This is a genomic window from Haloarcula sp. R1-2 (genome assembly GCF_011627385.1).
Lineage (GTDB): Archaea > Halobacteriota > Halobacteria > Halobacteriales > Haloarculaceae > Haloarcula > Haloarcula marismortui.
Genome location: NZ_JAANTG010000004.1, coordinates 162,076 through 186,765 on the forward strand (window position 1 = coordinate 162,076; position 24,690 = coordinate 186,765).

The 24,690-nt window shown below is 56.4% G+C and carries 29 protein-coding genes and 1 tRNA gene; 15 read left to right on the forward strand and 15 right to left on the reverse strand.

Features of this window, described 5'->3' with window-relative positions; all coding sequences use genetic code 11:
* Nucleotides 1-149: 149 nt before the first annotated feature.
* Nucleotides 150-419: an ArsR family transcriptional regulator gene (locus G9C82_RS16925; RefSeq protein ID WP_241693049.1), complete on the forward strand. Its 270-nt coding sequence runs from the start codon at nucleotides 150-152 to the stop codon at nucleotides 417-419.
* Nucleotides 420-432: 13 nt separating this feature from the next.
* A complete protein-coding gene (locus G9C82_RS16930) occupies nucleotides 433-726 on the forward strand; it encodes a hypothetical protein (RefSeq protein ID WP_127014738.1) in 294 nt (97 codons plus the stop codon).
* A gap of 4 nt (nucleotides 727-730) precedes the next feature.
* On the opposite strand, the gene G9C82_RS16935 is transcribed toward G9C82_RS16930, so the two are convergent.
* Both G9C82_RS16935 and G9C82_RS16940 read right to left on the reverse strand, forming a co-directional pair.
* Entirely contained in the window at nucleotides 731-1,426 is a 696-nt protein-coding gene (locus tag G9C82_RS16935; RefSeq protein ID WP_127014739.1) for a hypothetical protein, read from the reverse strand.
* 134 nt (nucleotides 1,427-1,560) lie between these two features.
* The gene (locus G9C82_RS16940; protein ID WP_127014740.1) at nucleotides 1,561-2,613 is read right to left on the reverse strand and encodes a hypothetical protein; all 1,053 of its coding nucleotides are present in this window, start codon (nucleotides 2,611-2,613) and stop codon (nucleotides 1,561-1,563) included.
* A gap of 236 nt (nucleotides 2,614-2,849) precedes the next feature.
* Between G9C82_RS16940 and G9C82_RS16945 the strand changes: the two genes are divergently transcribed.
* Both G9C82_RS16945 and G9C82_RS16950 read left to right on the forward strand, forming a co-directional pair.
* A complete protein-coding gene (locus tag G9C82_RS16945; protein ID WP_127014741.1) occupies nucleotides 2,850-3,863 on the forward strand; it encodes a hypothetical protein in 1,014 nt (337 codons plus the stop codon).
* A gap of 175 nt (nucleotides 3,864-4,038) precedes the next feature.
* The gene (locus G9C82_RS16950) at nucleotides 4,039-4,404 is read left to right on the forward strand and encodes a zinc ribbon domain-containing protein (protein ID WP_127014742.1); all 366 of its coding nucleotides are present in this window, start codon (nucleotides 4,039-4,041) and stop codon (nucleotides 4,402-4,404) included.
* A 244-nt stretch (nucleotides 4,405-4,648) separates the two neighbouring features.
* On the opposite strand, the gene G9C82_RS16955 is transcribed toward G9C82_RS16950, so the two are convergent.
* The 7 genes from G9C82_RS16955 to G9C82_RS16985 are packed head-to-tail and all read right to left on the reverse strand — an operon-like array spanning nucleotide 4,649 to nucleotide 9,833.
* Nucleotides 4,649-5,638: a hypothetical protein gene (locus tag G9C82_RS16955; protein WP_127014743.1), complete on the reverse strand. Its 990-nt coding sequence runs from the start codon at nucleotides 5,636-5,638 to the stop codon at nucleotides 4,649-4,651.
* Entirely contained in the window at nucleotides 5,631-6,464 is an 834-nt protein-coding gene (locus G9C82_RS16960; protein WP_127014744.1) for a hypothetical protein, read from the reverse strand. Before G9C82_RS16960 ends, G9C82_RS16955 begins: the two co-directional genes overlap by 8 nt.
* Nucleotides 6,461-7,015, reverse strand: a complete 555-nt coding sequence (locus tag G9C82_RS16965; RefSeq protein ID WP_127014745.1) for a hypothetical protein — start codon at nucleotides 7,013-7,015, stop codon at nucleotides 6,461-6,463. The genes G9C82_RS16960 and G9C82_RS16965 overlap by 4 nt, the downstream gene beginning before the upstream one ends.
* 21 nt (nucleotides 7,016-7,036) lie before the next feature.
* Nucleotides 7,037-7,198, reverse strand: coding sequence for a hypothetical protein (locus G9C82_RS16970; protein ID WP_164734773.1), 162 nt, complete (start codon nucleotides 7,196-7,198; stop codon nucleotides 7,037-7,039).
* Nucleotides 7,198-9,027 (reverse strand): hypothetical protein, encoded by a 1,830-nt coding sequence (locus G9C82_RS16975; RefSeq protein WP_127014746.1) that lies wholly within the window; start codon nucleotides 9,025-9,027, stop codon nucleotides 7,198-7,200. The genes G9C82_RS16970 and G9C82_RS16975 overlap by 1 nt, the downstream gene beginning before the upstream one ends.
* Nucleotides 9,028-9,066: 39 nt before the next feature.
* Nucleotides 9,067-9,465 (reverse strand): hypothetical protein, encoded by a 399-nt coding sequence (locus G9C82_RS16980; RefSeq protein WP_127014747.1) that lies wholly within the window; start codon nucleotides 9,463-9,465, stop codon nucleotides 9,067-9,069.
* A complete protein-coding gene (locus G9C82_RS16985) occupies nucleotides 9,462-9,833 on the reverse strand; it encodes a hypothetical protein (protein ID WP_127014748.1) in 372 nt (123 codons plus the stop codon). Before G9C82_RS16985 ends, G9C82_RS16980 begins: the two co-directional genes overlap by 4 nt.
* 673 nt (nucleotides 9,834-10,506) lie before the next feature.
* Between G9C82_RS16985 and G9C82_RS16990 the strand changes: the two genes are divergently transcribed.
* Entirely contained in the window at nucleotides 10,507-11,244 is a 738-nt protein-coding gene (locus G9C82_RS16990; RefSeq protein ID WP_127014749.1) for a hypothetical protein, read from the forward strand.
* Nucleotides 11,245-11,317: 73 nt separating this feature from the next.
* On the opposite strand, the gene G9C82_RS16995 is transcribed toward G9C82_RS16990, so the two are convergent.
* On the reverse strand, nucleotides 11,318-13,156 hold the full coding sequence (locus G9C82_RS16995; protein ID WP_127014750.1) for a hypothetical protein: 1,839 nt from the start codon (nucleotides 13,154-13,156) through the stop codon (nucleotides 11,318-11,320).
* Nucleotides 13,153-13,518 (reverse strand): hypothetical protein, encoded by a 366-nt coding sequence (locus G9C82_RS17000; protein ID WP_127014751.1) that lies wholly within the window; start codon nucleotides 13,516-13,518, stop codon nucleotides 13,153-13,155. Before G9C82_RS17000 ends, G9C82_RS16995 begins: the two co-directional genes overlap by 4 nt.
* A gap of 88 nt (nucleotides 13,519-13,606) precedes the next feature.
* On the opposite strand from G9C82_RS17000, the gene G9C82_RS17005 reads away from it, so the two are divergent.
* On the forward strand, nucleotides 13,607-13,861 hold the full coding sequence (locus tag G9C82_RS17005; protein WP_127014752.1) for a hypothetical protein: 255 nt from the start codon (nucleotides 13,607-13,609) through the stop codon (nucleotides 13,859-13,861).
* A 146-nt stretch (nucleotides 13,862-14,007) separates the two neighbouring features.
* Here G9C82_RS17005 and G9C82_RS17010 read toward each other — a convergent pair.
* Nucleotides 14,008-14,079, reverse strand: a tRNA-Ala gene (locus tag G9C82_RS17010).
* A 210-nt stretch (nucleotides 14,080-14,289) separates the two neighbouring features.
* On the opposite strand from G9C82_RS17010, the gene G9C82_RS17015 reads away from it, so the two are divergent.
* Genes G9C82_RS17015 through G9C82_RS17035 form a run of 5 tightly spaced genes read left to right on the forward strand, consistent with a single transcriptional unit; the run spans nucleotide 14,290 to nucleotide 17,621 of the window.
* Nucleotides 14,290-14,895 carry a hypothetical protein gene (locus tag G9C82_RS17015; protein WP_127014753.1) on the forward strand — a complete coding sequence of 202 codons (606 nt, stop codon included), beginning with the start codon at nucleotides 14,290-14,292 and terminating at the stop codon, nucleotides 14,893-14,895.
* Nucleotide 14,896: 1 nt separating this feature from the next.
* Nucleotides 14,897-15,484: a hypothetical protein gene (locus tag G9C82_RS17020; protein ID WP_127014754.1), complete on the forward strand. Its 588-nt coding sequence runs from the start codon at nucleotides 14,897-14,899 to the stop codon at nucleotides 15,482-15,484.
* Complete coding sequence (locus tag G9C82_RS17025; protein ID WP_007187784.1) at nucleotides 15,472-16,452, forward strand: hypothetical protein; 981 nt, start codon at nucleotides 15,472-15,474, stop codon at nucleotides 16,450-16,452. Before G9C82_RS17020 ends, G9C82_RS17025 begins: the two co-directional genes overlap by 13 nt.
* Nucleotides 16,442-16,885: a hypothetical protein gene (locus tag G9C82_RS17030; RefSeq protein WP_007187785.1), complete on the forward strand. Its 444-nt coding sequence runs from the start codon at nucleotides 16,442-16,444 to the stop codon at nucleotides 16,883-16,885. Before G9C82_RS17025 ends, G9C82_RS17030 begins: the two co-directional genes overlap by 11 nt.
* Complete coding sequence (locus G9C82_RS17035) at nucleotides 16,878-17,621, forward strand: hypothetical protein (RefSeq protein ID WP_007187786.1); 744 nt, start codon at nucleotides 16,878-16,880, stop codon at nucleotides 17,619-17,621. The genes G9C82_RS17030 and G9C82_RS17035 overlap by 8 nt, the downstream gene beginning before the upstream one ends.
* A 6-nt stretch (nucleotides 17,622-17,627) precedes the next feature.
* Here G9C82_RS17035 and G9C82_RS17040 read toward each other — a convergent pair whose 3' ends face one another.
* Nucleotides 17,628-19,352: a polymer-forming cytoskeletal protein gene (locus G9C82_RS17040; protein WP_127014755.1), complete on the reverse strand. Its 1,725-nt coding sequence runs from the start codon at nucleotides 19,350-19,352 to the stop codon at nucleotides 17,628-17,630.
* 147 nt (nucleotides 19,353-19,499) lie between these two features.
* Nucleotides 19,500-21,191 carry a hypothetical protein gene (locus G9C82_RS17045; protein WP_127014756.1) on the reverse strand — a complete coding sequence of 564 codons (1,692 nt, stop codon included), beginning with the start codon at nucleotides 21,189-21,191 and terminating at the stop codon, nucleotides 19,500-19,502.
* 369 nt (nucleotides 21,192-21,560) lie between these two features.
* On the opposite strand from G9C82_RS17045, the gene G9C82_RS17050 reads away from it, so the two are divergent.
* The 4 genes from G9C82_RS17050 to G9C82_RS17065 are packed head-to-tail and all read left to right on the forward strand — an operon-like array spanning nucleotide 21,561 to nucleotide 24,002.
* Complete coding sequence (locus G9C82_RS17050) at nucleotides 21,561-22,031, forward strand: 30S ribosomal protein S15 (protein WP_004957060.1); 471 nt, start codon at nucleotides 21,561-21,563, stop codon at nucleotides 22,029-22,031.
* The gene (locus tag G9C82_RS17055; RefSeq protein ID WP_127014757.1) at nucleotides 22,032-23,141 is read left to right on the forward strand and encodes a hypothetical protein; all 1,110 of its coding nucleotides are present in this window, start codon (nucleotides 22,032-22,034) and stop codon (nucleotides 23,139-23,141) included. It abuts the gene before it with no gap.
* Nucleotides 23,138-23,368 carry a KEOPS complex subunit Pcc1 gene (locus G9C82_RS17060; protein ID WP_127014758.1) on the forward strand — a complete coding sequence of 77 codons (231 nt, stop codon included), beginning with the start codon at nucleotides 23,138-23,140 and terminating at the stop codon, nucleotides 23,366-23,368. Before G9C82_RS17055 ends, G9C82_RS17060 begins: the two co-directional genes overlap by 4 nt.
* Nucleotides 23,361-24,002, forward strand: coding sequence for a 30S ribosomal protein S3ae (locus G9C82_RS17065; RefSeq protein WP_127014759.1), 642 nt, complete (start codon nucleotides 23,361-23,363; stop codon nucleotides 24,000-24,002). Before G9C82_RS17060 ends, G9C82_RS17065 begins: the two co-directional genes overlap by 8 nt.
* A gap of 193 nt (nucleotides 24,003-24,195) precedes the next feature.
* On the opposite strand, the gene G9C82_RS17070 is transcribed toward G9C82_RS17065, so the two are convergent.
* A complete protein-coding gene (locus G9C82_RS17070) occupies nucleotides 24,196-24,639 on the reverse strand; it encodes a plastocyanin/azurin family copper-binding protein (RefSeq protein WP_004957066.1) in 444 nt (147 codons plus the stop codon).
* Nucleotides 24,640-24,690 lie beyond the last annotated feature (51 nt).

The window sequence follows — 24,690 nt, forward strand, 5'->3', positions numbered from 1 at the left end:
CAACATAAATGTAACGACGTGGTTAGTAAGTTGTAAGGATACTTGAGAGGGCCTATAAAATGTATTAGGTGTCCACACGAGGATGTGCTAATAGAATGCGTCTATCTGGCTCGTGGCAGAGCGTATGGGATGATAGAATCTTGGAATGGATGTCCGAGAACGAGGGGTCAGGCACACCCAAACGACTCAACGAAAGTGGCCTCATCAGAGTCTCTCAAACGCACATCGCGCGTCGATGTAAGGAGTTAGCCGAACACGGCCTACTCCGACACGTTGGGAACGGAGCTTACGTGATTACTGAGGAAGGAGAAGCGTACCTCGATGAAGAATACGACGCCGAAGAAGGCGTCTACATCGACGGAGAAAACAGCATTTCAGAGCCATCGCCGACGGCTGAATCAGAGACGAACGGCGTGTAAGTAGTCCTCCACCATGACGATACGAAAGACCGCCCGCTGGCAGCAGTGTATCGACGACCGGATATTGGAACACCTGCGTGACGATTCGTGGTCGACCGCGAGTCAGATTGCACTTCAAGATGGGATTCATGCCACCGAAGCACAGGTCCAAGAACGGTGTCGTGTTCTGGCTGACGCCGATCTGGTGGCATTTCTGACTGAAGATCAGGACCTCGTTGAGTTGACTACGGAAGGTGAACAGTATCTCGAAGGCGAGGTCGATGTAGAGCTGTACCCACGGCCGCGTCACCCACGCGTAATGGAGTGAAATTTCATTCCCTATTTTTCAACTTCACTTCTGGGAGATACAGCTCCATCATCTCTTTGTGACTACGGACTTTTTCTTCGGGATAATTAGTCATATGTGACTTTTTGTTATTATAATCGAAATATGTCTCTAGCTTCTTTCTGAGATCATTAGCTAGTTCCCGGTTATTGTTATCGAACCATTTGTACCACTGGTATTGGAAATTGTCAGGAGTGAAAGATCGAGCCGAATCATGTATCGCAATTCCAAATGGTGGAGCATCTTCTTCGATACCATAGGCCTCAACCATAGGTGGACCAATTAGCAGTGATTCAATATTCTGTCTGTATCCATCGTCCTCAAATTCTATTGGGAAGTCTTTTCCTTCCACAACTGGCCCGAAAGAAACACCTCCCCGGATAATGAACATATCATCTAATTCTCTGTCTAAAACCTCATTTGCTGCACGTTCAAAGACCAATTTTAAGAATTCAGTCAGATGGTCAATTTCTTGTGAGACTATGTAGACACCATCCATCATTGGATATATTGTTAGACCATCTGTTTCAAACTCTTTGGCCAATATTTGAAATTGCAGAATTTTCTGAGCTGCGTCTGATATATTCTGATACATATTATTACCAGTACCCATAATATCCATCCAACAAACATACGAATACTTAGGTTCTGGTGACGGCAGATTTTCGTTAGTATTACTCATCATATTTTATTGTATTGAACTGTATTCGGTTAATAAGTATACTCTTCATTCCTGATATTGTCATCCAAAGTTTCTTATTCCACCCCACAATGTCTCTATCTAGGGCGGTGCCCCACAGGGGCGCTTCCTGGTTCCTATTCATATTCTACCTCCTCCAAGAAGTCGTCCGTATTCAGTATATGAATATCCTTAGATGGGTTGAGATCTCTCAGTAGTTCTGGAACGTCTGTATCTGTTCCTCTTGTGTAGACAATGTGGTCGCCACTTCTGACTACAGATGGCAATCTGTGTGGCTCCATTTTCACTACGCAACCTGCGTTATCTTGTGCCCATTTTCTGGCGTAAGCATGGAAATCTGTCTGTGGTAATACTTTTCTTCCAAAGTCAGTAAAAACATCATCGTAAATGAACATGACCGGATGAGGGAAGTGAAGTTCACTTTGGATAGAGTAACGGTGAGTAGGGACTATATGATCTGCATCTTCATGTGTCTCATTAACAGACTCTGCATTTACTCTTGGACCTGAATCGTCAAGATATTCTCCAGTAATCGTACCGTGAGCAGCTGATGGCAATTCTTGGTAATCTTTGTGCTTTGGTAGAGTTCTGGCAAGATTGTTTGAAATGATGTCTGCAGTTGAGAGAGAGGGGTAGGTTGAGTCTCCATGAGGTACAATATTTAGGTCAAACTCATTTCCTACATACTTCCAAGCTTTGGTTATTTTTCCCTGAACATTGTCTAACCAAGCCTCTTCGGGAAAATCATCCCAATCTGCTGTATTCCGATGGAAATCCCACAATGTAATGATAGGGAAGAATTGGCTCAAATAATCGTCCGTATAGCGGATACCTGATATCTCCTTTCCGTTTTCACCAACCGTAACGTCGTCATCATACCAACCGATACTAATATGCATATTCCTAATTGCCGGATTATTGGCCAATCCAGCTATAATATCATTCACTGCCTCAGTAATCTTGAAAGATGGAACTCTATTTTGCAAATCTTCGGACTTTATAATGTTGTGACCGAGTTCAATATCATATTTATCAGTAAATTCATCTACTTGTTCAAAATAGTGGTTGTCAAAGTCTGACCCACTAGTGATTTCTAATGCAACACCGACGAGATAAACACCATCTTCACCTTGATGTTTTGAAGCATCGACAGCTACAAATTCGGCCATCTATCTTTTAGAGAGTCAATTTCAGCAACAATATATCTTCTGATATATCAGGTTATATGTTTATCAACGTATAATTACGTTCGTAATATTAATTCAATTCCTTTCGTTCATAGATCCCTTCCCAGTTGGAAGGTCATACCATGTCGCGGTAGAACTGTTTTTAGGCGCAATCAATCCCCGACTCATGGAGTGAATTCAGGGGAATGTTCATGCCGATTGAGTCTACTGATTGACTTGTGTATCAATTTACTCCCGACGAAATAGATAGAGATCGCGCCCATCATCAAGCGGTGAAACAGGGCGCAGATAATGTCGATGTGAAGCGTATCGGAAATCTTGGAGAAATCGCGTTTGAGCAGTTCTGTCGAGAATACCTTCCAGCAGAGATGTGGGAATGGGAGAACGAGGATGCCATTCGACGGTGTAACCCAGAGAGCTACTCCGGTCACGATTTCGAGGTTTTCGGCTACAATATCGACGTGAAGACCTCTCGGGACGTTTCGTCATTTCTGCCAGAGACGCTCGTCGAGAAGGATTCGGAAGACGATATTATTGTGATGGCCTGGCACCGGGACAACGAGGATAGTTTGATTCTACTCGGGTGGGAACACGTCGAAACGCTCGAATCCAAGGTTGAGACAGAGGAACAGTTCTCTGGTAACTCTCCTGAGAAGCTCGAACACTTGGCAACTCGTCCGATGAACGACCTTCAGGACCTCGGGCCGAACACCGCGAATATGAACCAAACTCCCGAGAATCCATTCCAGCCGGGAGATCGCGTACAGAAGCGTGACGACGAAGATGCGTCAGTGGGTGTTGTAATTGAGGTTCTCCCCCCAGAAACGCAGGTAGAACTCTATGGGCAGGAGCTTGACGGCGAAGCGGTCAGAGTAGCTTTCCCGAGCTCGCTCGATGAAGGCCCGGGTGACTGGAGAGATATTTCACCAGCTCTGCTTTCATCGTACTGCGATGACCAAGATATCAGTCTCTACACTTACAAGCACGAGAATCTGAAATTCGCCGAGAATCCGTACACTGTAGGTGATTACGTCATCAAATCCTCACACGATGATCCTAATCTTGCGGTGGTGGTGGAAGTTGATGGGTACAATGTTTCCGTGGTCTACGAAGGACCAAAAGGTGATGAAGTAACACCGGCTAACCTCCCCGATTACTGCGAGAGTGAAAACCTATCTCTGTATGAGTACAGTGAAAACGAACTTCAGTTCGCTGACTTAGCTAAGCTCTAAGAAGGCGATATAGAGCAGTTAGCATAGTTTTTAGCGACCAAGCACAGAGGGGGTCCTACGGGTTCTACAAACATTCGCCGATAGATGATTTTCCTTTCTTTCTACGATTGGAGCCTCATGACAGGGTAGTGTAGGTTACCACAAACTATTACCTCAGATATATCATATGAGAATTATGGCAAGTCTCATAGTATATGCAGTAATTGCACTAACAATACAGTCCATATTAGCGATGTTTGTTGCCGGAGATGCCTCCGATAGAGGACTTAATAGCAGGTTTTGGGGAGTGGTTACGTTCGTTTTTGGGATACCGGGAGTCGTCATTTATCTCCTATTGCGTCCAGATAGAAGCTCTGATATCATCTATGTCTGTCAAGAGTGCCGCACGGAAAACCCCGAAGAGAATAATTTTTGCTCGGAATGTGGGTGTGAACTAAAGGTGAGGAGATCAGAAGACGGAGATCAGTCCGATGATGAAACTCGAAAAAAGGGGAGCATGAGCATAGTTGAAGCTGTCAAGTCTGGTTTCGGGCTGTGGTGAAGTCTAGTCGGTGTCCGAACTGGGACACATACAGAGTTTGTATCAGACTTCCGCATTGGGATTGCCCCCGTCGCTCCGCTCGGGGGCGTGCGCTCACAGGCTCGCTCGGCCCCCCATGTGAGGGGGGCGCTTCGCATCGCCGTTCGCTTGTAGCGTTGGTGTAATCAGCAGATACACGCTGGCCGGACCCCTGAGAGCGGTGGGTCGGCGGGTGGGTGGGCGACGGGGTTGTGGAGATCTTCGGCTACGTGGTTGGGCCGAGTTCTTCCAGACGGTCGCCGAAGTGGTCCCAGTCGTCGAAGCCGTGCCACACGTCAGGGTCAAGATCCCACTTCCAGGAAGCAACGTCGTCCGGGTCGTAGCTGTGTAGCGTCGGTTCGAGGTCTGTCAGGTCGGCATCGAAGAGCGGAGAATCTGGCCGGTCAGCATCACCATCCCAGTTGGTGTAGAACTCGACGACATCCGGTGCAGATTTCCAGAACGCCAAGTTGGTCAGTCGCTTGCACTCTGGGACGACGTCTTTTCCAGTGTGTCCGACCGCACCAACGACCTCCACGCCGAGTTTGCTCATGGCCTTCAGCGCGGGAGCGTACTGGGTACTCACTTCGCGGCTGTAGACACGGGCATCCATGTATCGGCTGGCTTCGTCAAGGACGAACGTTTTCGGAACGTCCCGGTTCTCGACGAGAAGCGTCATCAGCTCGTGCATCGAGGAGACGTAGCGGTCAGCACCCTCCCAGGTCTTGGAGTTCGAGATGACCAGCACGTCATCCCAGACAGCACGAGCCATATCCGAGGCGAGCAGGAACATCGTGTTCGTCTTGCCAGTGTTGGGTCGGCCCGCAGCGAGAACCGTCGTCAGTGTCCCGTCGGCGTCGAGCCGATCCATCAGGCGAGCAGTCACCGTCAGCGACGACGCGTCGAGTTCCTGTTCGGTGATGCCGACGAGGTAGGAAGCAAGCGACCCGTTACCGTTCTCGATGGCGCGGGTAGCCGCTTCGGTGTGGTACTTGGACTGGAGAACGTCGGAGAGTGCGGTCTGTCCGAACGACCGGGACCCGCTTACCTCAGCACCACGGTCGAAGAGCGACGAAACGAACGACAGGGTGGCTCGATCTGCGTCATCAGCCACGACACCGGTATGCTCGTGCAGTGACTCGCCGCCTTCGATATTACCAGCAACGACCTCGTTGAGTTTGGCCGCCGTCAGTAGTCTCTCGTCGGAGTCAGTCATCAGCTGAAACACCTCCGTCGCCAGCACCCGCGAGGTCGGCGAGGTCCTGGTCGAGATCGACACGAACGCCCGGAACATCAGACTCCGGAGACTCGTCGTCCTCGGTGTGTCGAATCTTCCGGTCGAGTCCGAACTGTTCGATGGCCGAATCTATCTCGTCTGTCAGTGCGTCACCTTCATCGGGTAGTGTCCCGCGCTCGAACGTCGACACGATACGGAGAACCGCCTTTCTGGTGGCGTTGCGGATGATCGTGAACGCCTGGGCTTCGATGGCGAAGCCACGCTTGGCATCGGCTTCGAGTTGGCCGCGACACTCTTCGACGGCCTGGAGTGTTCGCATAAGCTCACGGTCAGAGAGGGTTCCGCGCCAACAGCCATCGACAGTCTGGGCTTCGAGATCGACGTTCTTGCCGAAGGCGAGATTGGGACTCACCCAGTCGAGTTGGCCGTCCTCGACGGACCACTCGCGGAACCGTTGTCCAGGTGTCCGGAAGATACCGCCTTTCATGCGGCGTGCGTCGATGTCGACGAGCCAGACGTAGTTCGGGTCCCACAGCAGCGACCGGACCTTTTTTCCCGTCGGTCGCCCGACCAGCGGAATCGTAACGAGCGCACAGATTCCAATCAGGCGCAGGCTTCGCGGGAGTTCGTACCCGAGTATCGACGCGATGACGAACAGGACGATACCCATACCAGAGGCTATCAGCAACAGGTTGTTCGTGAGCCACCGGAACAGTCGATAGGTGCGGCTGTGATCCGGGCCGGGGTCGGCGTTGTGGGCCATCTCGTCGCGGTCGAGATCGGGATTGCTCTCGTCGTCGCTCATGCCAGTCGCTCACCCCGCTGGGCCGAGCCGACTTTCGCGGAGACGGCTTCGTACAGGACAGCAATCACAACGCCAAGCGCACTACCGAGGGCGGCGTTGCGAACATCCTCACCACTCCACGGGCCGGTGATGATGAAAGAATTGGGCTTGCGGAGATAGTGGAACCGTTGTTGTTCGATGGATTGCTCAGTCCAGAGTGTCACGCCACCGCTGGATGGCACTCGAACAGTCGTGGTCGTATCCGCATCGACGACAGCAGCACGGAAAGAAAGGCTGCCCGCTTCCGAGCCATCATCGACCTGCGGGGCGACACTGACGACTTTGTACTCGTCAGACCAGAAGTCAATCATCATCTGGCCGTCCTCGTAGCGGTAGTCTGTGACGACCACGTTCTCGTCAACAACAAGTTCGACATCGTTGGGTGCGCCGTCCGGAGCGGAGACGTTCGTCGGGGTCGCCGTTTCGTTCGTGTTTTCTTGCGCTGCCGCTGGTGCAGCGAGAGCGATGCAGCTGACAATCAGTATGAGGAGTATGGGCGTACGTGGGTTCATGCTCGAAAATTCGCGGGTTGGTCACCAGAACCAGTCGAGCGAGGGTTCCGGGAGCCAGGACGACACCAGATCAATGGCTGGCCCAATCACGTCGACGGCCCCCGAGAGTTGCAGCACGACGAGTGCGACCAGGACGAGCCACACGTCCCGAGGGACGAGCTTGAGAGCCAGCCAGTAGACCATCAGTTGTTACCTCCCGTTCGTCGCTGGCCCACGGCGTAGAGTGCGCCAACGCCGACCAGTACCAGTACGAGTGAGGAAGAGGACTCTCCGAGCAGGCCACCGCCAGCCGAGCCACGAAGGTTTTGCTCACGCGCCTCGATCTCCGCTCGGCGCTTCGCCAAGTCCTCATACTGCTGTTTCAGTTCGGTGACGTTGGTCGTCTCGTAGGTGGTTTTCTGGATTGTGACGTTTTTGACCTTCTCACCGCTTGTGGTGGTAATTTTGTCAATGGTGAATTTGCTCTGTAGTTCGACGATACGGTCACTGGTGACGACGTACTGCGCCCCGCCAATCTGATCCGGGTTGTAAGTCGTGCCGTTCTCGAACTGTCCGCTGGCCGGGTTCTCCTGGCTGAACAGGACACCCTGGTACTGCGTGCCCGATTCAGTGGTGATGTTGAAGCTCCCAATCTGGTCGAAGTTCTCCGGGGAGTTCTGTCCCATCAAAGTCAACTGTGCGGCGGTCCAGCCCTGGAAGTCATCGCCGGACGACTGTTGAGACGACAGCACATACGGGTCAACGAGGTCGCTACTGTTGATTTCGCCTGCCTGGTAGGCGCTGTACGTGTTTTCTGCCAGTGTGTCCATGTTGCTCGTGACAGTCGATTCCTGCGACTCAATGTCGCTTATTCGGGTGGGATAGGCCGCGAAATCAACATGCCTAACGGACGAATCAGTTGCACTGGTCGACAGCACTTTGAGACCAGCAACATCGGTCGTATAGCTACCACTGCCATCGTTATTAGTCCGAGCATCGACATTCTCAACACCTCGGGTCGGCCCCCAAGTGTAGGTATGTTGGTATGAATCGGATTCAATAATCTCAATATCCACGGTTTGAACCGTTTTAGTGGTCCCATTCGGGAGCGCAACAGTCGTTGTGCCAAAGCCGCGAATGCGACCGTGGTTTATGTCGCCTCCCTTGTTAGTGAGTGCGACAGTGTGGAATCCCTCGGACACTCCGCTTTCCGAATCACTCACGGATTCGAGGTACTCAGCATTCGATAGGCTGGCGTCCCACTGTTCCAATAGATTGGCCTTTTTGACCGAATAGTAGTCAGACACAGCGGATTTGGCCTTAGTTTTGGCCGCCGACTTGCTACTGCCGTTGTTCAGGGCCTTGATATAGGCATTCTTGCCGATAATCCGGGCCTGAGTCTTTGTATCCGACAGATAGTTATCCAGTGTCGTGTGATATGCCTCTGTCTGTGCTTTGCTGTTCTGAGCGGACTGATAGATATCTAGCTTCGTCTGTTGAGCATCTGTACCGGTCGTGTCGACGATTGTAGAGTCTGGCAGGCCAGTCCGATCTAGCTGCACAACCTGAGGCATCACAGACTCCCCGATTTGTTCGCTCAAGTCGTAGGTGAAGCCGGGGTCTCCGCCCGTGTCTCCGAGGAATTTGCCGTCATCGCCCGGCTTCCATGCGTTCGTGACGCCGCCCTTCGACATGGACACCGGGCCGTCCGCGCCCTCGACGCGGATAGTGAAGGACTCATACGCACCTGCGTTTCGGAAGTGTGCGCTGTTGTGAGAGCCGCTGACGGTCTTTTTCAGAATCGCCGTGTTGTTGCCAGCGGGCGATTCATCGGTAATCACGGTGATGGTCGTCTCGGACGACACATCGAACAGGTCAATCTTGACCTTGTGCGGGCCTGTCTCGAAGGTTTTCGTCACCGGCCCGGAGTCCGTGGCCGTCTCCGTCGTCTGTGCCAGTGCGGGACCGACACCAGTAACGACTGTCGACAGGACGAGCAGGCCAGCCAGCAAGATTGAGCGTGCGTGACTCATCGTAGTTCACCTCCGAAAGAATAGCGTCGTGTCATCGGTTTACTGAACAGCGACTCCCCAGGAGACGACCGTAGCGAGGAACGCCAGCTGCATCCCGAGCGGGTCACCCAGGGAAGTGAGGAAGTCGTTCACCGCTGGCAGGTACTCGTTGCCGAGGATGACAGCGGGACCCAGTGCGATGGCGATCTTCTCCCAGTCCTCGTAGTACTCGAACTGCTTTGTCTCGGAGCTGGCAAACGCCGCAGCGAAGGCCCCGAGCGAGATCAGCAGCGAGTGCTGTGTCGTCAGCGTGTACGACAGCCACGGGAGTTCGACCGTGGTGATCCCGCCGAACTGGTAGAGGCTGGCCGCGACGAACGCCACCGATAGCATGGCGGGCAGACTACGGATGTTCATGTAGTCGCTCACCATGTCGCTCGCGCGATTCTGGTAGCTCATTCAGGCCCTCCAGCAGGGAGTTCCCGGACCTTCCAGATGTCGTACTCCTGTTCCTCGCCGTCCTCGTTCGTGAACGTACTCGTCTGTTCAGTATGCTTGATGCCGACCACATCGCCCTCGCCGAGGTCGTTGTCGTCGAGCGCGTTATCGATCTGGCTGTTCGACCACATGGCGACCACGTCGCCGATGCCACGGGCCATCTCAATGACGGTCGTGTCGTACTTGCCGCAGTTGGGCGTGAGTTCCCGAATCTCACCGACGACCGATTCGCCGGGTTCGAGATCGATCCACTCCGAATCGTAGTCGTCAGATGTGCTGTTGTCGACCGGTTCAAGATCGTCGAAGGATGGAGTTTCCTGAGTTGCCATACAGGAGCAAATTCGCGGGTTGGAACTAGAAGGGGTCGCTCGCCTCGGTGAAAGTATAACTAGACGAGAGAGCACAAGTACTGTCGTTTTTAATGCATCAACATGACTGATCACGGAAATCTAGATACAATCGCTTTGACAATCCTGCAAGTCTGTGGGCTTCTATTCCCGGTAATCCTCATAACTATGAAGTATTATTTTAACAATGAATCTCAAAATGCCAGTGAGAAGATGGATGACAAAGCGGGCAAATCCTTTATCGCAATGATTACATTCATCGTGTTATCTGGTCTTTTGTCAACAATTGGTATTTTAGATATCCAATTAAAACAAGCTATTCTATTTGGGTCAATAATCACATTAACGGCTTTTTGGATAACGTATGGGCTCTTCATATATTCGCTGGCAACCTCTAAGCCTGAAACGAATTAATACAAAAAATACACAATGGTAACTATATGAACAATTAGAACGAGATCCTATTAGTAAATAAGAATTATCTATTCGGTTATGTCTGAGCCATCTTCTAATTAGAAGAGAGGAAACCGATATTGTAAGTCACTCCAGCAATTATATTTCCTCCAGATATCATCTTGATAGTGTAAATTCCTACACACTATATCTATGTAAAATATAATAATACTTATTGTTGGAGAAACTATATTTATGATAGATGGACAGGAGAGATTTCATTGTCATCGGTGGCGGATCTATCTCTTTTGGTGCATTTAGTGCTGTTTCAATATTTGATGTCGAGGTAGATATTGACATAAATAGGGGAGAATCTGAGGGAACAGAAAATATCCAAAACAATCCTAAAAACAGTAAAACTGAGAAACAGAATGAACAAATAAGCAATGGACAAACTCAGGAACAGGATGCTCCCACAGAGGAGTACACTCTGGAATCGCATACTGCCTCTGAGACGCAAGCTCCAGAACCGGATACTACGACTATCTCAAAAGAGTACTTTCCTTTCGAATTTGAAAGCGACACCCAAGGGTTTCAGGCTGGTGAACGTCGAGCGAATAAGGGATCAGACGGAACCGCATCATGGAGTTCTGAATATGATGGCAGCATCCGTATGGATGTCAGTGGTTCACCTGGAATTGTGCAGATTTGGCGGACAATTGGAGCGGTTGACTCTGGAACAGAAATAATAGCGGAATATGCTCCCGAAAATTATGCATACAATTCATCCAGTATTTTTCTTCGGGCCGTCCCACCGTCTAGAAATGTTATCACACTAGATATTGATGATGATGGGCATAATGCAGAGACTGCTGAACAAGACGGTGTACTCCGAGGAGAGATACCACGTGACCTCCCAAAGGGAACTGAGATTGAAATAGATTTGAGAATATGGCCCGGGAGTACGAATGTATGGATTAAATCTATTCGGGCAGATTAGCACATATGAATTATATGCTATTTATACTACCAGTTTAATCCATATCGCACGACAATTCCATGGAATACAACAATCAGGACCAGACCTCCATTATTGGAGAGTTGTTTCCCTGTTTGGTATGTTGTAAATTAGATGGATCAGCGATGCAATTCTCGGCACGTTTCAATGCCCGACAACGATCAATTGGTTTGTTACTAGGTATATCCCAGTAGGCATATGCTCCGATATAGTCGACAACACACCGGAACGTAGCGTCTTCGGGCAACGTTGAACGTACCTGTGGGTGGTCCAAGTAGGATGTCGCTCGTTCTACAGCAGCATTAAAATTGTCGAGGTCATCCCACTGTCGACGTGCAAGCCCGTCACGTATCTGACGCTTGCTAGTGGCTTGTACGGAGTCAAGTGAACACCAGCGAACGGCTTCGCGCACGTCTGGATCTTGCAGGTGATCACTCGGGTCGATTCCCTCAGTAATTGACCGCGAACAGGACCAGAAGCGCCGGTTCGTCGCCCAGTACAGTGCAAGCTTCCAGGTAGCTGCCTTATCGGCGTACGTCTCTCGGTCGTCGGCGTCCTGCTCGAAGGACTCCGTCGCGTCGAGCAGCGAGCCGAACGTCGCACTCAGGTACTTTCCGAGATACGCGCCAGCAGTTGATTCCTTCTCGTGGCCGTCGTCTCCGAACTCGATCAGCTCGTGAGACCTGGTACGGTCGCGTACCCAGTCTTCGCCGTGATCGTGGTCGCCGAAGCGATACCAGTCGACGAAGCCCTCGGCACTCTGGAACTCCGGCTCCAGATCGTCGAGGTCGTCGCGGTAGGTCAACGGATACACATCGACGATCTCGCCCTGGCCGTAGTCGGCCCACTTCACAGCTACTTCTGGTTTGTCGCAGAGCCACGGCATACCGTCCTCGTCACGGGTTGGTACGTCGAAAAACAGGACGTGCAAGTGCGGATAGCCTTTCTCGGTAAATTCCAGGGCTTTGATGTAGTTCGGTCGGTCACGCGGTCGCCCGGTCACTTCGCTATCGAGATCGTGCCGCCAGCCTGGAACAGCGGAGCGTCGAGTATTGTCTTTTGTCGAAGGGTCGGAGTCGAAGTACGACAGGAGCCGATTGAAGTTCTCGTTAATAGAGTCGATTCCGTCGAGCAACGAGTCTTGGCGCTTTGGGTCGGTCGTCAGCGTGACCAGTACAGCGTTATCAGCGTTCTCGTAGCCGTATTCGAGTGCATCGTTGAACCGTGCGAACTGTTTGGAAACACGGCCCTGGTCGTTGAAACGAGTCTTGTAGTCCTTCGTCATCCGCTTAGTGGACTCGCCACCACGTCGGTCGACGAAGTGGACATCGAACAGGAGTTTATAGTCTTTGATGCGATTGAGGTAGGATGTAAAACCGTCCTTCAATAGTTCCCGTAGGTCATCATCTACAGAATCCACCTTAGAGAGGTAGTTCCGCAGAAACTCTCTGTCGTACTTGATGCCCTCTTCATTGGCTGTTTGAGTAATGCCTTCTGTAATCAAGTCAAGAAGGCGGAGGGTCGGGGTCACCATCAGAACCCCTGCAGACTCGGATTTCCGCACGTAGGGGTCTTCAGGGGCTACAAGGTCGTCGACAAAGCGGTATGCAAACTGGTAGTCAGGGTCGGAGCCTTCAACGCGCTCGCAGGCTTCGGGCGCGACTCCTTTGACTGCGTACGAAACAACGTGTGACAGCGGTGTCCCCTCCGGATGCGCCGCAATAAACTTCGCGACGCGTACGCGGTCTTCGTCGCGTTCTGTGAGAGTTCCATCGAGCAGTTGACCGTGACCGAGAAGGCCGCGCTCTTCGAGAAGGTCTGCTAAGACGGGAGTGTTACATCTATCGGCGAGGTCGAGACCGCCCAGGTGTCCCGGCGGCTCGACGACGCTCATTTGGGACCATCAGGACGGGCATCCGTTCGTCGGCTGCCCAGTGTGTCGCTGTTGGGATTCCCCTCACCCTCCGGGTTCGGGGGGAACGCTCGGGCTTCCGGGTCGCCCCACGTGGGGGCGCTTCCAGTTGGTCGAGCTGGTGCGGAGTGCGATTGGCGCTCGCCCTCCGGTCCGGGATGCTCACTCCGTTGCGCTTCCGGGCGTGCCAGCTCTCCCGCGCCCTCGCTTGTGGTGTCTGCCGAGGGAACACTGTAGCACTGCTTACACCGATTGGCCTCCGCCGCTGGATGGTCGGCCCTGTTGATGCAGTTGTCCTGGCAGAGTGGACAGCGGTACTGGAGGTAGTTCGACCAGTCCGTCATCGAATCACCTGCCCCTCTTTCGAGACGGCGGAAACGCCGGGTTCGTCGAGGCGATCAAGAGCAACCGAGCAGCGAGCGCAGGGGGTGGGTGCGAGTTCCGACACGCTGCTATCGCACCACCGACAGCGCGGGCGAGCAGGGAGTTCGTCGGTCACTGCGGACCACCGTCCTCGACGCGCTCGATAGCTCGACGAACATCGTCGTCGGTCGCCTCCAGGAGGCGAGACGCACGGACGAACTCATCACGAGCGAACGGCCAGTCGGTGGGCTGGGCGAGGTCGCGTTTAGGCGACACGCCGACCACCTCCGGGAAGTGTCAGAGAATCGCACTCCCTCGAAATAATCGCGTGACTGCGAGGGGTGCATCCGGATTCCCGATGAACTCTCTTTCTCCGGGGAGGGTTCTCGAACCCCGATTGTGCCGAAAACGGGAAGAAACGGCGCTCTCGCCGTGTTATTAATTCCCTTCTTACGACGGTAAAATTAGGATGGACTCGCCGGGATTTGAACCCGGGGCCTCTCCCATGCCAAGGGAGTGATCTACCCCTGATCTACGAGCCCTTGCGTGCATTGCTTGCTTTCCGATGGGATTGCTTAAACCCATCGAAGCACGGGGACATAGAGAACCGGACCCACGATCTTGTTTAGACCAGCATTGCATCGACCTTGCAGGGTGTGTAGAAATCCGGTAATTGGAGTTACAGTACGGCCACAATGGTTATAACGCCTGATACCATCCCTACAGTAATCTCAGTTTAGTGAATCAGGCTTATGAACCGTAGGAGAAATGAGACGCAGTCTACCAACCGGCGTGCCAGCCGGTCACTCTGGATCGAAAAGCACCGGCGTGGGCAGACGACACTGGACTTCGCCATCGGCATGAGCCTATTTCTAAGCGTCCTGATATTCATCTTCTTGTTCATTCCGGGGCTATTATCGCCGTTTTCTGCGGGGGTGCAGGAAGAGACGGTCACGACCGACAGAGTGGCCGATGGACTCACAATGGGGATGCTTGGGTCGCCACAACAGCCGTACGTTCTGGAGGAACACTGTACACAGGAGTTCTTCGCTGGGAACGCACCACCGTCAGGATGTGGCTACAACTCCGGTGGGAGTGCGGAGGAACGGGTCGGGCTCAACCCGGCTCGGGAGAACGTGAACGTCACAATCCGGGGGAACGCGACGGCAACAGCAGCCGCCGATGAAACGCTCTGCTGGGATGGAGGAAGCGAGGAACTCGTTGAAGCCGGGACCGGCTGTGGGACGATACTCACGACCGGTGGGAATCCACCGACAAACAACGACGCGTCGGTCACTGCGTTGCGGGTGGTCTCGCTGAACGGGCAGGATGTCACAGTTCGCGTGGTGATGTGGTAGTATGCGTGCGCAGGCGCACACGCTTGAAGCGATTGTCAGCGGAATGCTGTTACTGGCAAGTCTGGTGTTCGCGCTACAGATGACAGCAGTGACGCCGCTGTCCGCGAGCACGTCAAGTCAACACATCGAGAACCAGCAGCAGGCAATCGGCCACGGGGTCCTCGCCTCCGCGGCGGCAGAGGGCGCACTGAAACCGGCTGTGCTCTACTGGGACAACAGCACGGCGCAGTTCCACACCACAGCCGGTGGTCGGGAGTACTACACGAACGGGCCCCCGGACAACCGGTTCGGGGAGTTGCTAGAGCGTGCGTTCGACCAGCGGGGAATCGCCTACAACGTCTATCTCAGGTTCCAGAACACGCAGGGAAGAACTGTGACGACCCGCTACGTCTACAGCGGTGAACCAAGCGACAACGCAGTGCGTGCCAGCCACACAATTACGCTCATGGACGACGACCACTTGCGAGACGCGGACGGGACTCGCAACAGCACGCGGCTCGGTGACCCAGCGACCGATTATACGGTTTCGGACACCGGAAAGAACGTCTACAACACGGTCAGCGTGGAGGTGGTCGCGTGGCGCATCTGAACGACGACGAACGCGGACAAATAATCCTTATCGCCGCGTTAGCGCTGGCGGTGACGTTCATTGGTCTTGCGCTGGTTGTCAACTCCGCGATTTACACGCAGAACCTCGCGAGCCGGGGTGAGGTTGCTGGGAGCAACGACGCGCTGGAGATGCGAGCGATGGTGGAGGCAAACATCGGGCAGGGTATTGTCGCGGCTAACAGGTACAACTACTCGACCCAGTCGGCGCTCGAAACTAGTGTACGCGAGAGCGTACGGACCACAAGTACGCAGACGGAGCGGCAGCGGGTCACGAGCGGGACACTGGTAAACGTCACACTCGCCGGCTCGCCGACCTACGGCACGCGAATTGCTCAGACCAACACGTCACTGTTCGAATCCGGCGAGGCGACGCCGAGCGCCAATTGGATGGTCAGAGAGCGGGTCACGCGCCCGGGCGACGGAACGAACGCGACCAGACGGTTCGTCATCAACGCGACGCAGCTCCCCAGTTCAGGAAGCGAGTTCGTCGTCACAACGAACGGCACCGGTGGTAACCCGAAATGGATGATGCGCATCTGGGGCGACGTCGGCCCCAGCGGGACGGTCAACGTGGAAGTCGACACACCGAGCGGCACACAGACGTGTGCTGTCCCTATCGAGGAACCGTACGCCCATATCGACGTGACCGGCGGCACGGTGCAGGGCGAGCCGTGTCTCGCGCTTCAGGGCGGGAGCTTCGACGGGCGATTCGCCCATGGCGTCGGCGACGAGTACAACATCACCTACGAGTCGGGCGACCAGATCAAGGGGAACTACTCGATGGTCGTCCGCGATAGTACGCCAGCAAACACGCTCGATACAGCGCCCGCGTCGCCGTTCAGCACGACCGCGGTCTACAACGCGACCGTCCGCTATCGCTACGACACGTCGAACTTACGGTACGAGGCAAAGATACGGGTGGCCCCGGGTGAGCCAGATGCGTCGTAACCGCGCCGTCTCGACGACGCTAAGCTACACGCTGAGTCTGGCCATCGCCTCTATTTTGGTATCTGGCCTCCTCATTGCTGGCGGCAATTTCGTCGAAAGCCGGCAGGAGCAGGTCATCAGGGACGAACTCGAAGTCATCGGACAGCAAGTGGCCTCTGACATCGCTCGTGTTGATCGGCTGGTGGTCGCTGCCGACGACGACCCGACTGTGAATCTAGATCACACGTTCCCAGCGCGGGTGAGTGGGACCGGCTACCGAGTCTCGATTGACCCCGCTGCCGATGAACTCACGCTCGAATCGACCGCTCCGGAGGTGTCGGTGACTGTGTCGCTCACAACCCGGACAGCCCTAGGGGACTCCACCGCCGGCGGCGGTGTGATAACTGTGTTCTACGACGAATCAAGCGATCAACTGGAGGTCCGAGATGGCTGACCGCGCGGTAAGTGAGGTGCTGAGCTTTGCTCTAGTGTTCAGTCTCATTGTGGCGTCGATAATACTCGTCTCAGTAAGCGGCCTGGGGGCGTTACAGAACGCTCGGGACGCGGAGCAGATGGAGAACGCTGAGCGGGCATTCGATGTGCTCTCGGACAACATCGCGGACCTCCACAAACAGGGGGCACCGAGTCGTGCGACCGAAGTCAGCCTCGGGGAGGCATCGCTCAGGACGGGCGAAAACACGACGATATCGGTACACGTCCACGACGGAACTGCGCCCAAAGACGTCGGGACCTGGGAGATACGACCGATTATCTACGCCGGCAATCAGGAGCGCGAGCTCGTATACGAGGCTGGGGCAGTGTATCGGACGAACCGGGACGGTGGCGTGCAAAAACGGACGCCGCCGATACTCGTCTCAGATGACCGTGTTCTCATCACGGTGGTCGGCACGACCGCCAGTGACCAGCAGAGCCTGGGCGGGTCGACGGTGCTTGTCCGGACAAACCACCGGAGCAGCAACGTCTCGTTCGCCGATACCGACGGCAACATCGAACACGTCAACATCAGTGTCGACTCGGCCCCACAGCGTGAGGCACTCTGGCAGTCCTACTTCGAGAGCGAAGGGTTCACTTGCGCGGCCAACGGCTGGTGTAACTTCACGTCGTCCTCCGGCGATATCCAGCGGACGTACGTGGTCTATCACGACATCGCAGTCGAGATTGACCAGTGACCAGCCCTACCCGCTGGTCACGTTGATCCGGTTCTTCGAGACGTGGAGGTACGTCAGCCGGATGATGTTCGTGTTTTTCGGGACGGCTCGCTCGTTTCTGAGCGCTCGGTCATAATGGACCAGCCCGCCGTTGTCTACCGTAACTGACCCGGCGACGAGGCCGCCGTACAGCTCCGCCTTTTTGATCGAGACACTGCTTGCACCGACGCCGCCAGCGGGTGCGTAAATCACGCCCTCAAACTGCGGCGTATCAGTGTCTCCCTCGATGAAGGCGTCAAAGTCCGACCGGCCGTACATCCAGAACTGCTTGGAGTTGTTGGCGTTATCGATGTCGACGTCCCCGGTGCGATAGATGTGGAAGTGGTGGCCGCTGGGGGACATTGCTTCGCCTTTGACGTAGAGGCGGACCTTTCCGCCACCGTTGACCTTGATCCGCCCGTTGTTCTCGATGTAGACGTAGTCCCGGACAGCGATAGTCACGTCGTCACCACCTGTGTTAATCGTCAGCGTCTCGCCGCTCAGCGTCAGGTCTTCGAGGTAGTATGTGCCCGCGTCCAGCGTCTGGTCACCAGCGGCAAGCTGGTTCCCCGAAATGCTGCCGGTCGCGCCGTTGTCATTGGTATCGCTTGCGTTGGCGACTCGCCGGTTCACCAAGCCATCGATAGCGCCAGCTCCCTCGACACCCGAAATCTGTCTGACATTGCCGTTAACAGCGCCCTTGATATGCTTCGTGGTCGAGTATTCCACGTCACGGGTGACGACACCGCTTCCTTTGACCTCGACCCGGTCTCCGGACCGAACAGCGCCATCCACCTCGCTGTTCCCTTTCACGTACACGTCACCGGCTGTGGTGATTGTTCCGAACGACCCCCGTGAGGTCGAATAATCGCCGACAGACGAATTGTAGCTATCCGTTCGAGCGGGGTCGGTACCACTGCCGGAGAGCGTAATCTGTCCGCCAGCGGACGTGGCCGCGACGGCGCTCGTCACTTCTCGCGGCCCCGTCGGCACGACAAGCGTCGTGGTCACGCTGTCGTTTTCGTGGTCGTAGTACGCATCGCCATCGGTCCGCTCTTCGAAGTAGCGCCCCCAGGACCGGTAGTAGTCGCTCCTGACGGTGATGTTGACCGTTCCCGTATCCAGCGGATTGATGTTCCCAGCCGCCTGGTCGGGATACACCTGCGTCGTGCTGCCCTTCGAAATACTCGCCCGTGAGCCAAGTGATCGGTCACCGCGGACGGTGATGAGCGGGAGTGTCAGCGTCGCGTCGCGGTAGTAGAACTCCGGCGGTGAAACCATGACACTGCCACCAGCGGAGCGCCGCCATACCCCACCGCCCTGATAGGCTATCTTCTGATCCCCGTTTTCGTAGACGACCGCGCCGAGTCGCTCATCCATCAATGTGGTTGTCGTTGAGGGCGAGGCCGAGTGGTTGGTGATGTTGACGGTCATCCGACCCGCGGTGTCGTCGATTCGGTACATCGATTTGTCCGTCCCGACGAGTGATACCCGCTGGCTGTCGGCGTTCCCAAGCGCCACCAGCGCCGCCTGAGAGTCCAGCTGGGTCATCCCAGTCTCCGCTCGGGAGACATCGAGCCCGGCCTCAGTATCGACCAGCGCCGTCGCTCCCAGGCTGACAACGACACCGGACCCGACGATGACGAGACTGAGGACCAGTAGGAGCCCAAGCGGGGCCGATTGTGCGCGTTGCTGACCCCTGGGAACGTTCATTATCCGACAGTGGTTATCATGGTTGATAAGATTGCTGGCCGGTCGCGGAACAGTCGCTACTAGCGGCGGTCTATGGCAGACGCAGCGAAAACCGACCAGCGCCAAGCGCTACTACTTCTGATAGCAATGGCGTGGGCGTGTCAGCTGTCAGTTGGACGTGATATTGACGTCGTTCGTCGAGATGTGGAGGTAGGTGATCGCAACCACGCTTGTGTCTTTGGGAATTGTGCGCTCCTGTTTGAGCGCCCGGTCAAAGTGGACTCTGCCACCTTTTTCGAGTTCGACTTGGCTGGTGACCGCACCGCCGTAGAGTTCGCTCTTCCAGATCTCGAACGTACTCGTACCGGTCTTTCCCCCCGGCGCATAGATGACGCCGGTGACTCTAGACTTATCTGATCCCTTCTTTTCCATCCGGGCTTGGAGGGTGTCTTTGCCGTAGATCCACACCTGTGTTGACCGCTCACTGACGGCACCGGTTGTCCTGATCTCGCTCGCCCGTGTGAAGAAGTGATAGCCGTCAGCACTCCCGCCCGACGCAGGCGATGTGCCGTTTATGTATATTTTGACCTGGTTCGGGCCGGACACCGTGATGTCGTTCCTGGTGTTGAGGCTCACGTAATTCTCGACGCCAATGATTACGTCTCCGCCTGTCGTGTCGAACTCAACATCGTCGCTCAAGTCGATTCTGTCGACGTGATAGCGGCCCGCAGACAGCGTCGTCGTCCCCTCTGTCCCGTCGATAATGCCGTCGTCGGCTATCGTTCCACCGTTATCGTTCGACGACGAAAGTCCGTCGACCTGTGTGTCGACATACGAGTTGATATTGGTAGTGTCACCGAACGAACTGATCTGTTCGTCGGAGCAGGAACCCGAACACGCTCCGTGTTTGTCGTCGAACGTGTCCGCCCATTCGACTCGGTCGCCGTTGAACGTCATCGAGTTACTACTGAATTCGACGCGACCGCCCGAGGTGATGTTTCCGTTCAGTTCCGCACTCCCGGTGACGGTGATATCGCCTGCCGTCGTGAGATTGCCGCTATCACCGGCCTCGGAGGCGTCGTAGCCGTCCCCGTCCGCCGAGGTATAGCTGTCGGTAAATGCATCGTTCCCGCTCAGTTTGATCGAACCGGCGTCGCTCGTCGCGGCGACGGCGCTCCGCACCGTTCGCGGCCCTGCAGGGACCTTGAGAATAATCGAAACCCGATTCCTATCGGGGTGGTACGTCACGTCACCGTCCGTTCGCTCCTCGAAGTACCCTCCCCATGCGCGGTAGTACTCGCTCTGAACGGTAACGTTGACTTTCCCATCTTCAAGCGGGTTCGTGAAATTCGCGTTGCGCGTGCTGTTCGGAAAGTGCGACGTTGTTTGGTTGTGAGAGATCGACGCGCTGTCTCTGATTGCCCCGGACCCACTCACCGTCACGAGCGGCAGCGTTAGCGTCGCATCCCGGTAGTGGAACTCGGGCGGGGACACCATCACCGATGTTCCGTCGCCGTTAGTCCGCCAGACGCCGCCGCCCTGATACGCGAGTCGCGTCTCATCGCTGCCGTGATACGCCACCTCACCCATCGATTCGTTGAATACGGTCGTCCGACTCCCGGACGTTGTATTCTGATAGGAGACGTTCATCCACCCGGCATCCTCGTCGATTTGATAGGTGCTTGAACTGCTCGCGGGAAGGGAAACCTGTTGTACGTCCGTCTGTCCCAGTGCCACGAGCGCGGTTTTGGAGTTGAGTTCCGTCAACGACTTTTCGGTTCGTTCCACATCGAGTTGCGTCTGCGTGGTCGTGATTGCGTCAGCACCCAGTGCGACGACCGCTGTCGTCGATACAATCATCACCGCAAAAACTAGCGCTAGCCCGAGCGGAGCACTCTGCCCGCGACTGCCGAGTCTCCGCCCTGCGCTACCCATACTACGCATATCTACTCTAACAACTCACTTAAAGAAGCAGGGCGAGTTATCAATCGTAATACTGTGAAGCCGCTCGGCTGTGAAACGGGTTTGGCGGCTATCCTCGTTTCGAGAGGCGGCCGGGAAGCGGAACGGTTTAGTCGCGCCCTCTCAGACAGAAAGATGGGAACAGCACGACCGCAAATCTGACTCGCTGTGGACTTTCACAGCTCGGGATTGCGGCCGTGTTCGGCACTGTACAGTGCCAATACGCCTCGTAACGAGAGCGGTTCGTGCGGTTCCAACCAGATTACAATGGCACGAATGCATACACGCCGTCGCGGTTCGTCCGACTCGGACAAACCGGCGGCAGACGAACCCCCGGAGTGGAGCGACGTTGACGAGGACGCCATCGAAGCGCGCGTCGTCGAACTGGCCGAACAGGGCCACTCGCCCAGCGAGATCGGCCTGAAGCTGCGCGACGAGGGCGTTCAGGGCACGCCGATCCCTGACGTCTCGCTCGCGACCGGCAAGAAAGTCACTGAGATCCTCGAGGAGAACGAAGCCGAACCGGACCTGCCGGAAGACCTTCGGAACCTGCTCGAACGGGCAGTCCGCCTTCGCGACCACATGGACGAGAACCCCGGTGACTACCAGAACAAGCGTGCGCTCCAGAACACGCAGTCGAAGATCCGACGCCTCATCGACTACTACCGTGGTGACGAGGTCGACGAGGACTTCACCTACAGCTACGACAACGCCGTCGAGGCGCTGGGTCTCGAATAGATGTCGGCGACCGGTCGGGAACCGACGCCAGCCACGTCGCCCGGTGACCTCGCCGGGTCGCTGCGGGAGGCCGCCTTTGTGCGCCTCGTCAGCGACGCGACCGGCGAGGCGCTGGCCGCGACCGGCCTGCTGGCGCGGGCACTAGACGACACGCCGTTCCAGGCGAGCGTCGTCCGCCCGTTCGAGGACCCCGACCGGACCACTGAGACCGACATCACCATCGCAATCGGTCGCACGCAGCCGACCGCCGACGTAACGTTGACCGACCGCGCCGCCGCGACTGCCTTCGAGACCGCCCGCGAACTCGGTACGGCCGACCCCGCGCTCGCCCTGGCCGGCACGATTGCCGCCGGGGACGTTGACGGGACCGTCGCCGAAGCCGCCGAGCAGGCGGGGCTCGACCAGCGGCCCGGCGTCGCAGTGCCGGGTACAGACCTCGCGGACGGGCTGGCCCACTCGACGCTGTTCGTCGCGCCCTTCTCGGGCGACGCCGACGCAGCGCGGGCCACACTGGCGGAACTCGACATCTCGCCCGACGGACCTCCGTCGGCCGACGACCACCGACGCCTCGCGTCGCTGGTCGCGCTGACAGTAACCACGGACGCGCCGCCCCGGGCCGCCGACGCGGTCCAGCGCGCACTCCGTCCGACAGCAGGCGGCCCCTTCGAGACTGTCGGTGGCTACGCCGACGTGCTCGACGCCGTCGCCCGCGAACAGCCGGGCACCGCCGTCGCACTCGCACTCGGTCACGAGGCCGTCAGCGAGGACGCGCTGGCCGCCTGGCGCAGTCACGCCACACGCGCCCACGACGCAGTGTCCGAAGCGACCACAGGCCGGTACGACGGCCTGTTCGTCGCTCGCGGCGACGCGATGCCGACCGGCACTGTCGCCCGCCTATTCGCAGACCACCGCGCGCCGGAACCGGTGACGCTCGTCGTCACCGACGACCGGGCCGCAGCCCGCGCCACGGACGGCCGGGACGTGGCCGAAACGATGCACGCAGCCGCCGAAACAGTCGGCGGCGACGCCGTTGGAACGGGCGACCGGGCACGCGCCCGGTTCGACGTTTCGACGGCCGACTTCATCGAAGCGTTCCGGGAGGCAGTATGAGACGGGCCGAGATTCGGACGACACACGACTCGCCCGAACGCGTCGCACGCGCGGTGCGGCCGGACAACACCGACGAAATGACCACGCGCGTCGAGGGCAACGCCGTGGTCACGACCGTCGAGCGCGACTCGACCAGCGGCCTGCAGGCGACCGTCGACGACTACGTCGTCAACATCCGGGTTGCAGCACAGCTCGCAGACCAACACACACAATCCAACCATGAGTGAACGAAGCGTTTCCAAGCGCACAGAACAGAAACGGTGGTACACCGTGCAGGCTCCCGAGCAGTTCGACCGGGAGGTTCTCGGTAAGACACCGGCAGAGGAACCGGACAAGGTGCTCGGACGCACCATCGAAACAACGCTCGGCGAACTGACCAACGACGCCAGCGAGAACAACACGAAGCTGACCTTCAAGATCAACGAGGTCGCCTCGGACTCAGCGTACACGGAGTTCATCCGCCACGAACTCACACGGGACTACCTCCGCTCGCTCGTCCGCCGAGGCTCCTCGAAGGTCGAGGCCTACATCACCGTGCTGACCACGGACGACTACCGCGTCCAGATTCAGCCGGTCGCCGTGACGACCAAGAAGGCCGACGCCTCTCAGGAGAAGGCCATCCGCCGAACGATGATCGACCTCGTTCGCGAGACGGCCGAAGACCACACCTTCGAACAGCTCATCGACAGTGTCGTCGAAGGGCGCCTCTCCTCGGCTATCTACGGCGAGGCCAAGGACATCTACCCGCTCCGACGCGTCGAGATCAAGAAGACCACGCTCGAAGCGCGGCCCGAAGAAGTCGCCGCCGAAGAAGAGACGGCCGTCGACGTGGACGAAGACGACGTCGACGTCGAAGCCTAACACGTTCAAGCACCGACGTTCGATTTTTCCGCCGTAGTGAGAGACCCTCTAACAGCGACGCGGCAGACGCGAGTCTCTGCTGTGACGTATACTGTCACACGACGGCGATAAGCTAGCAACCGAGAACGCAAAACAGCGTGTGAACGGCTCGCTCAGCGCGGACGAGGATGCTGCGAGAAAAGTGATGACGTGGCTACTCGCCGCTCGCCGCCGTATCGGGGTTTTCGGTTACGACGACAGTCCCGACCATTCCGGCTCGTTCGTGTGGGATGCAGAAGTAGGCATACTCGCCGACTGTCTCGAAAGTGTGGGTGAAATCGTCACCCTCGTACATCGTCCCGCCAGAGGAGTTCCCCCAGTTGTCGCGGGCCGCCTGCTCGGTGTCGAAGCCGCCGGAGGCGAAGTAATCGGCCTCGTCGGGGATATCGTCCTCGTAGGCCGTGACCGAATGGCCCTGCTTGCTCGTGTTGAGCCACCGCACGGTCGTCCCCGGTTCGACGGTAATCTGTACCGGGCGAAACGCCGCCGCCGACATCCCCACGTCGTAGTCGGTGTCAGCGCTCCCACCGCCGAGACAACCGGCGAGCCCTGCGACTGCCGCCGGGCCGGCCGCACGGAGAAACTGCCGTCTGTCCATACGCTGGCTCGGGACTGCAGAGTCAAAGACCGCTCGGTTCCGGACCGCGGT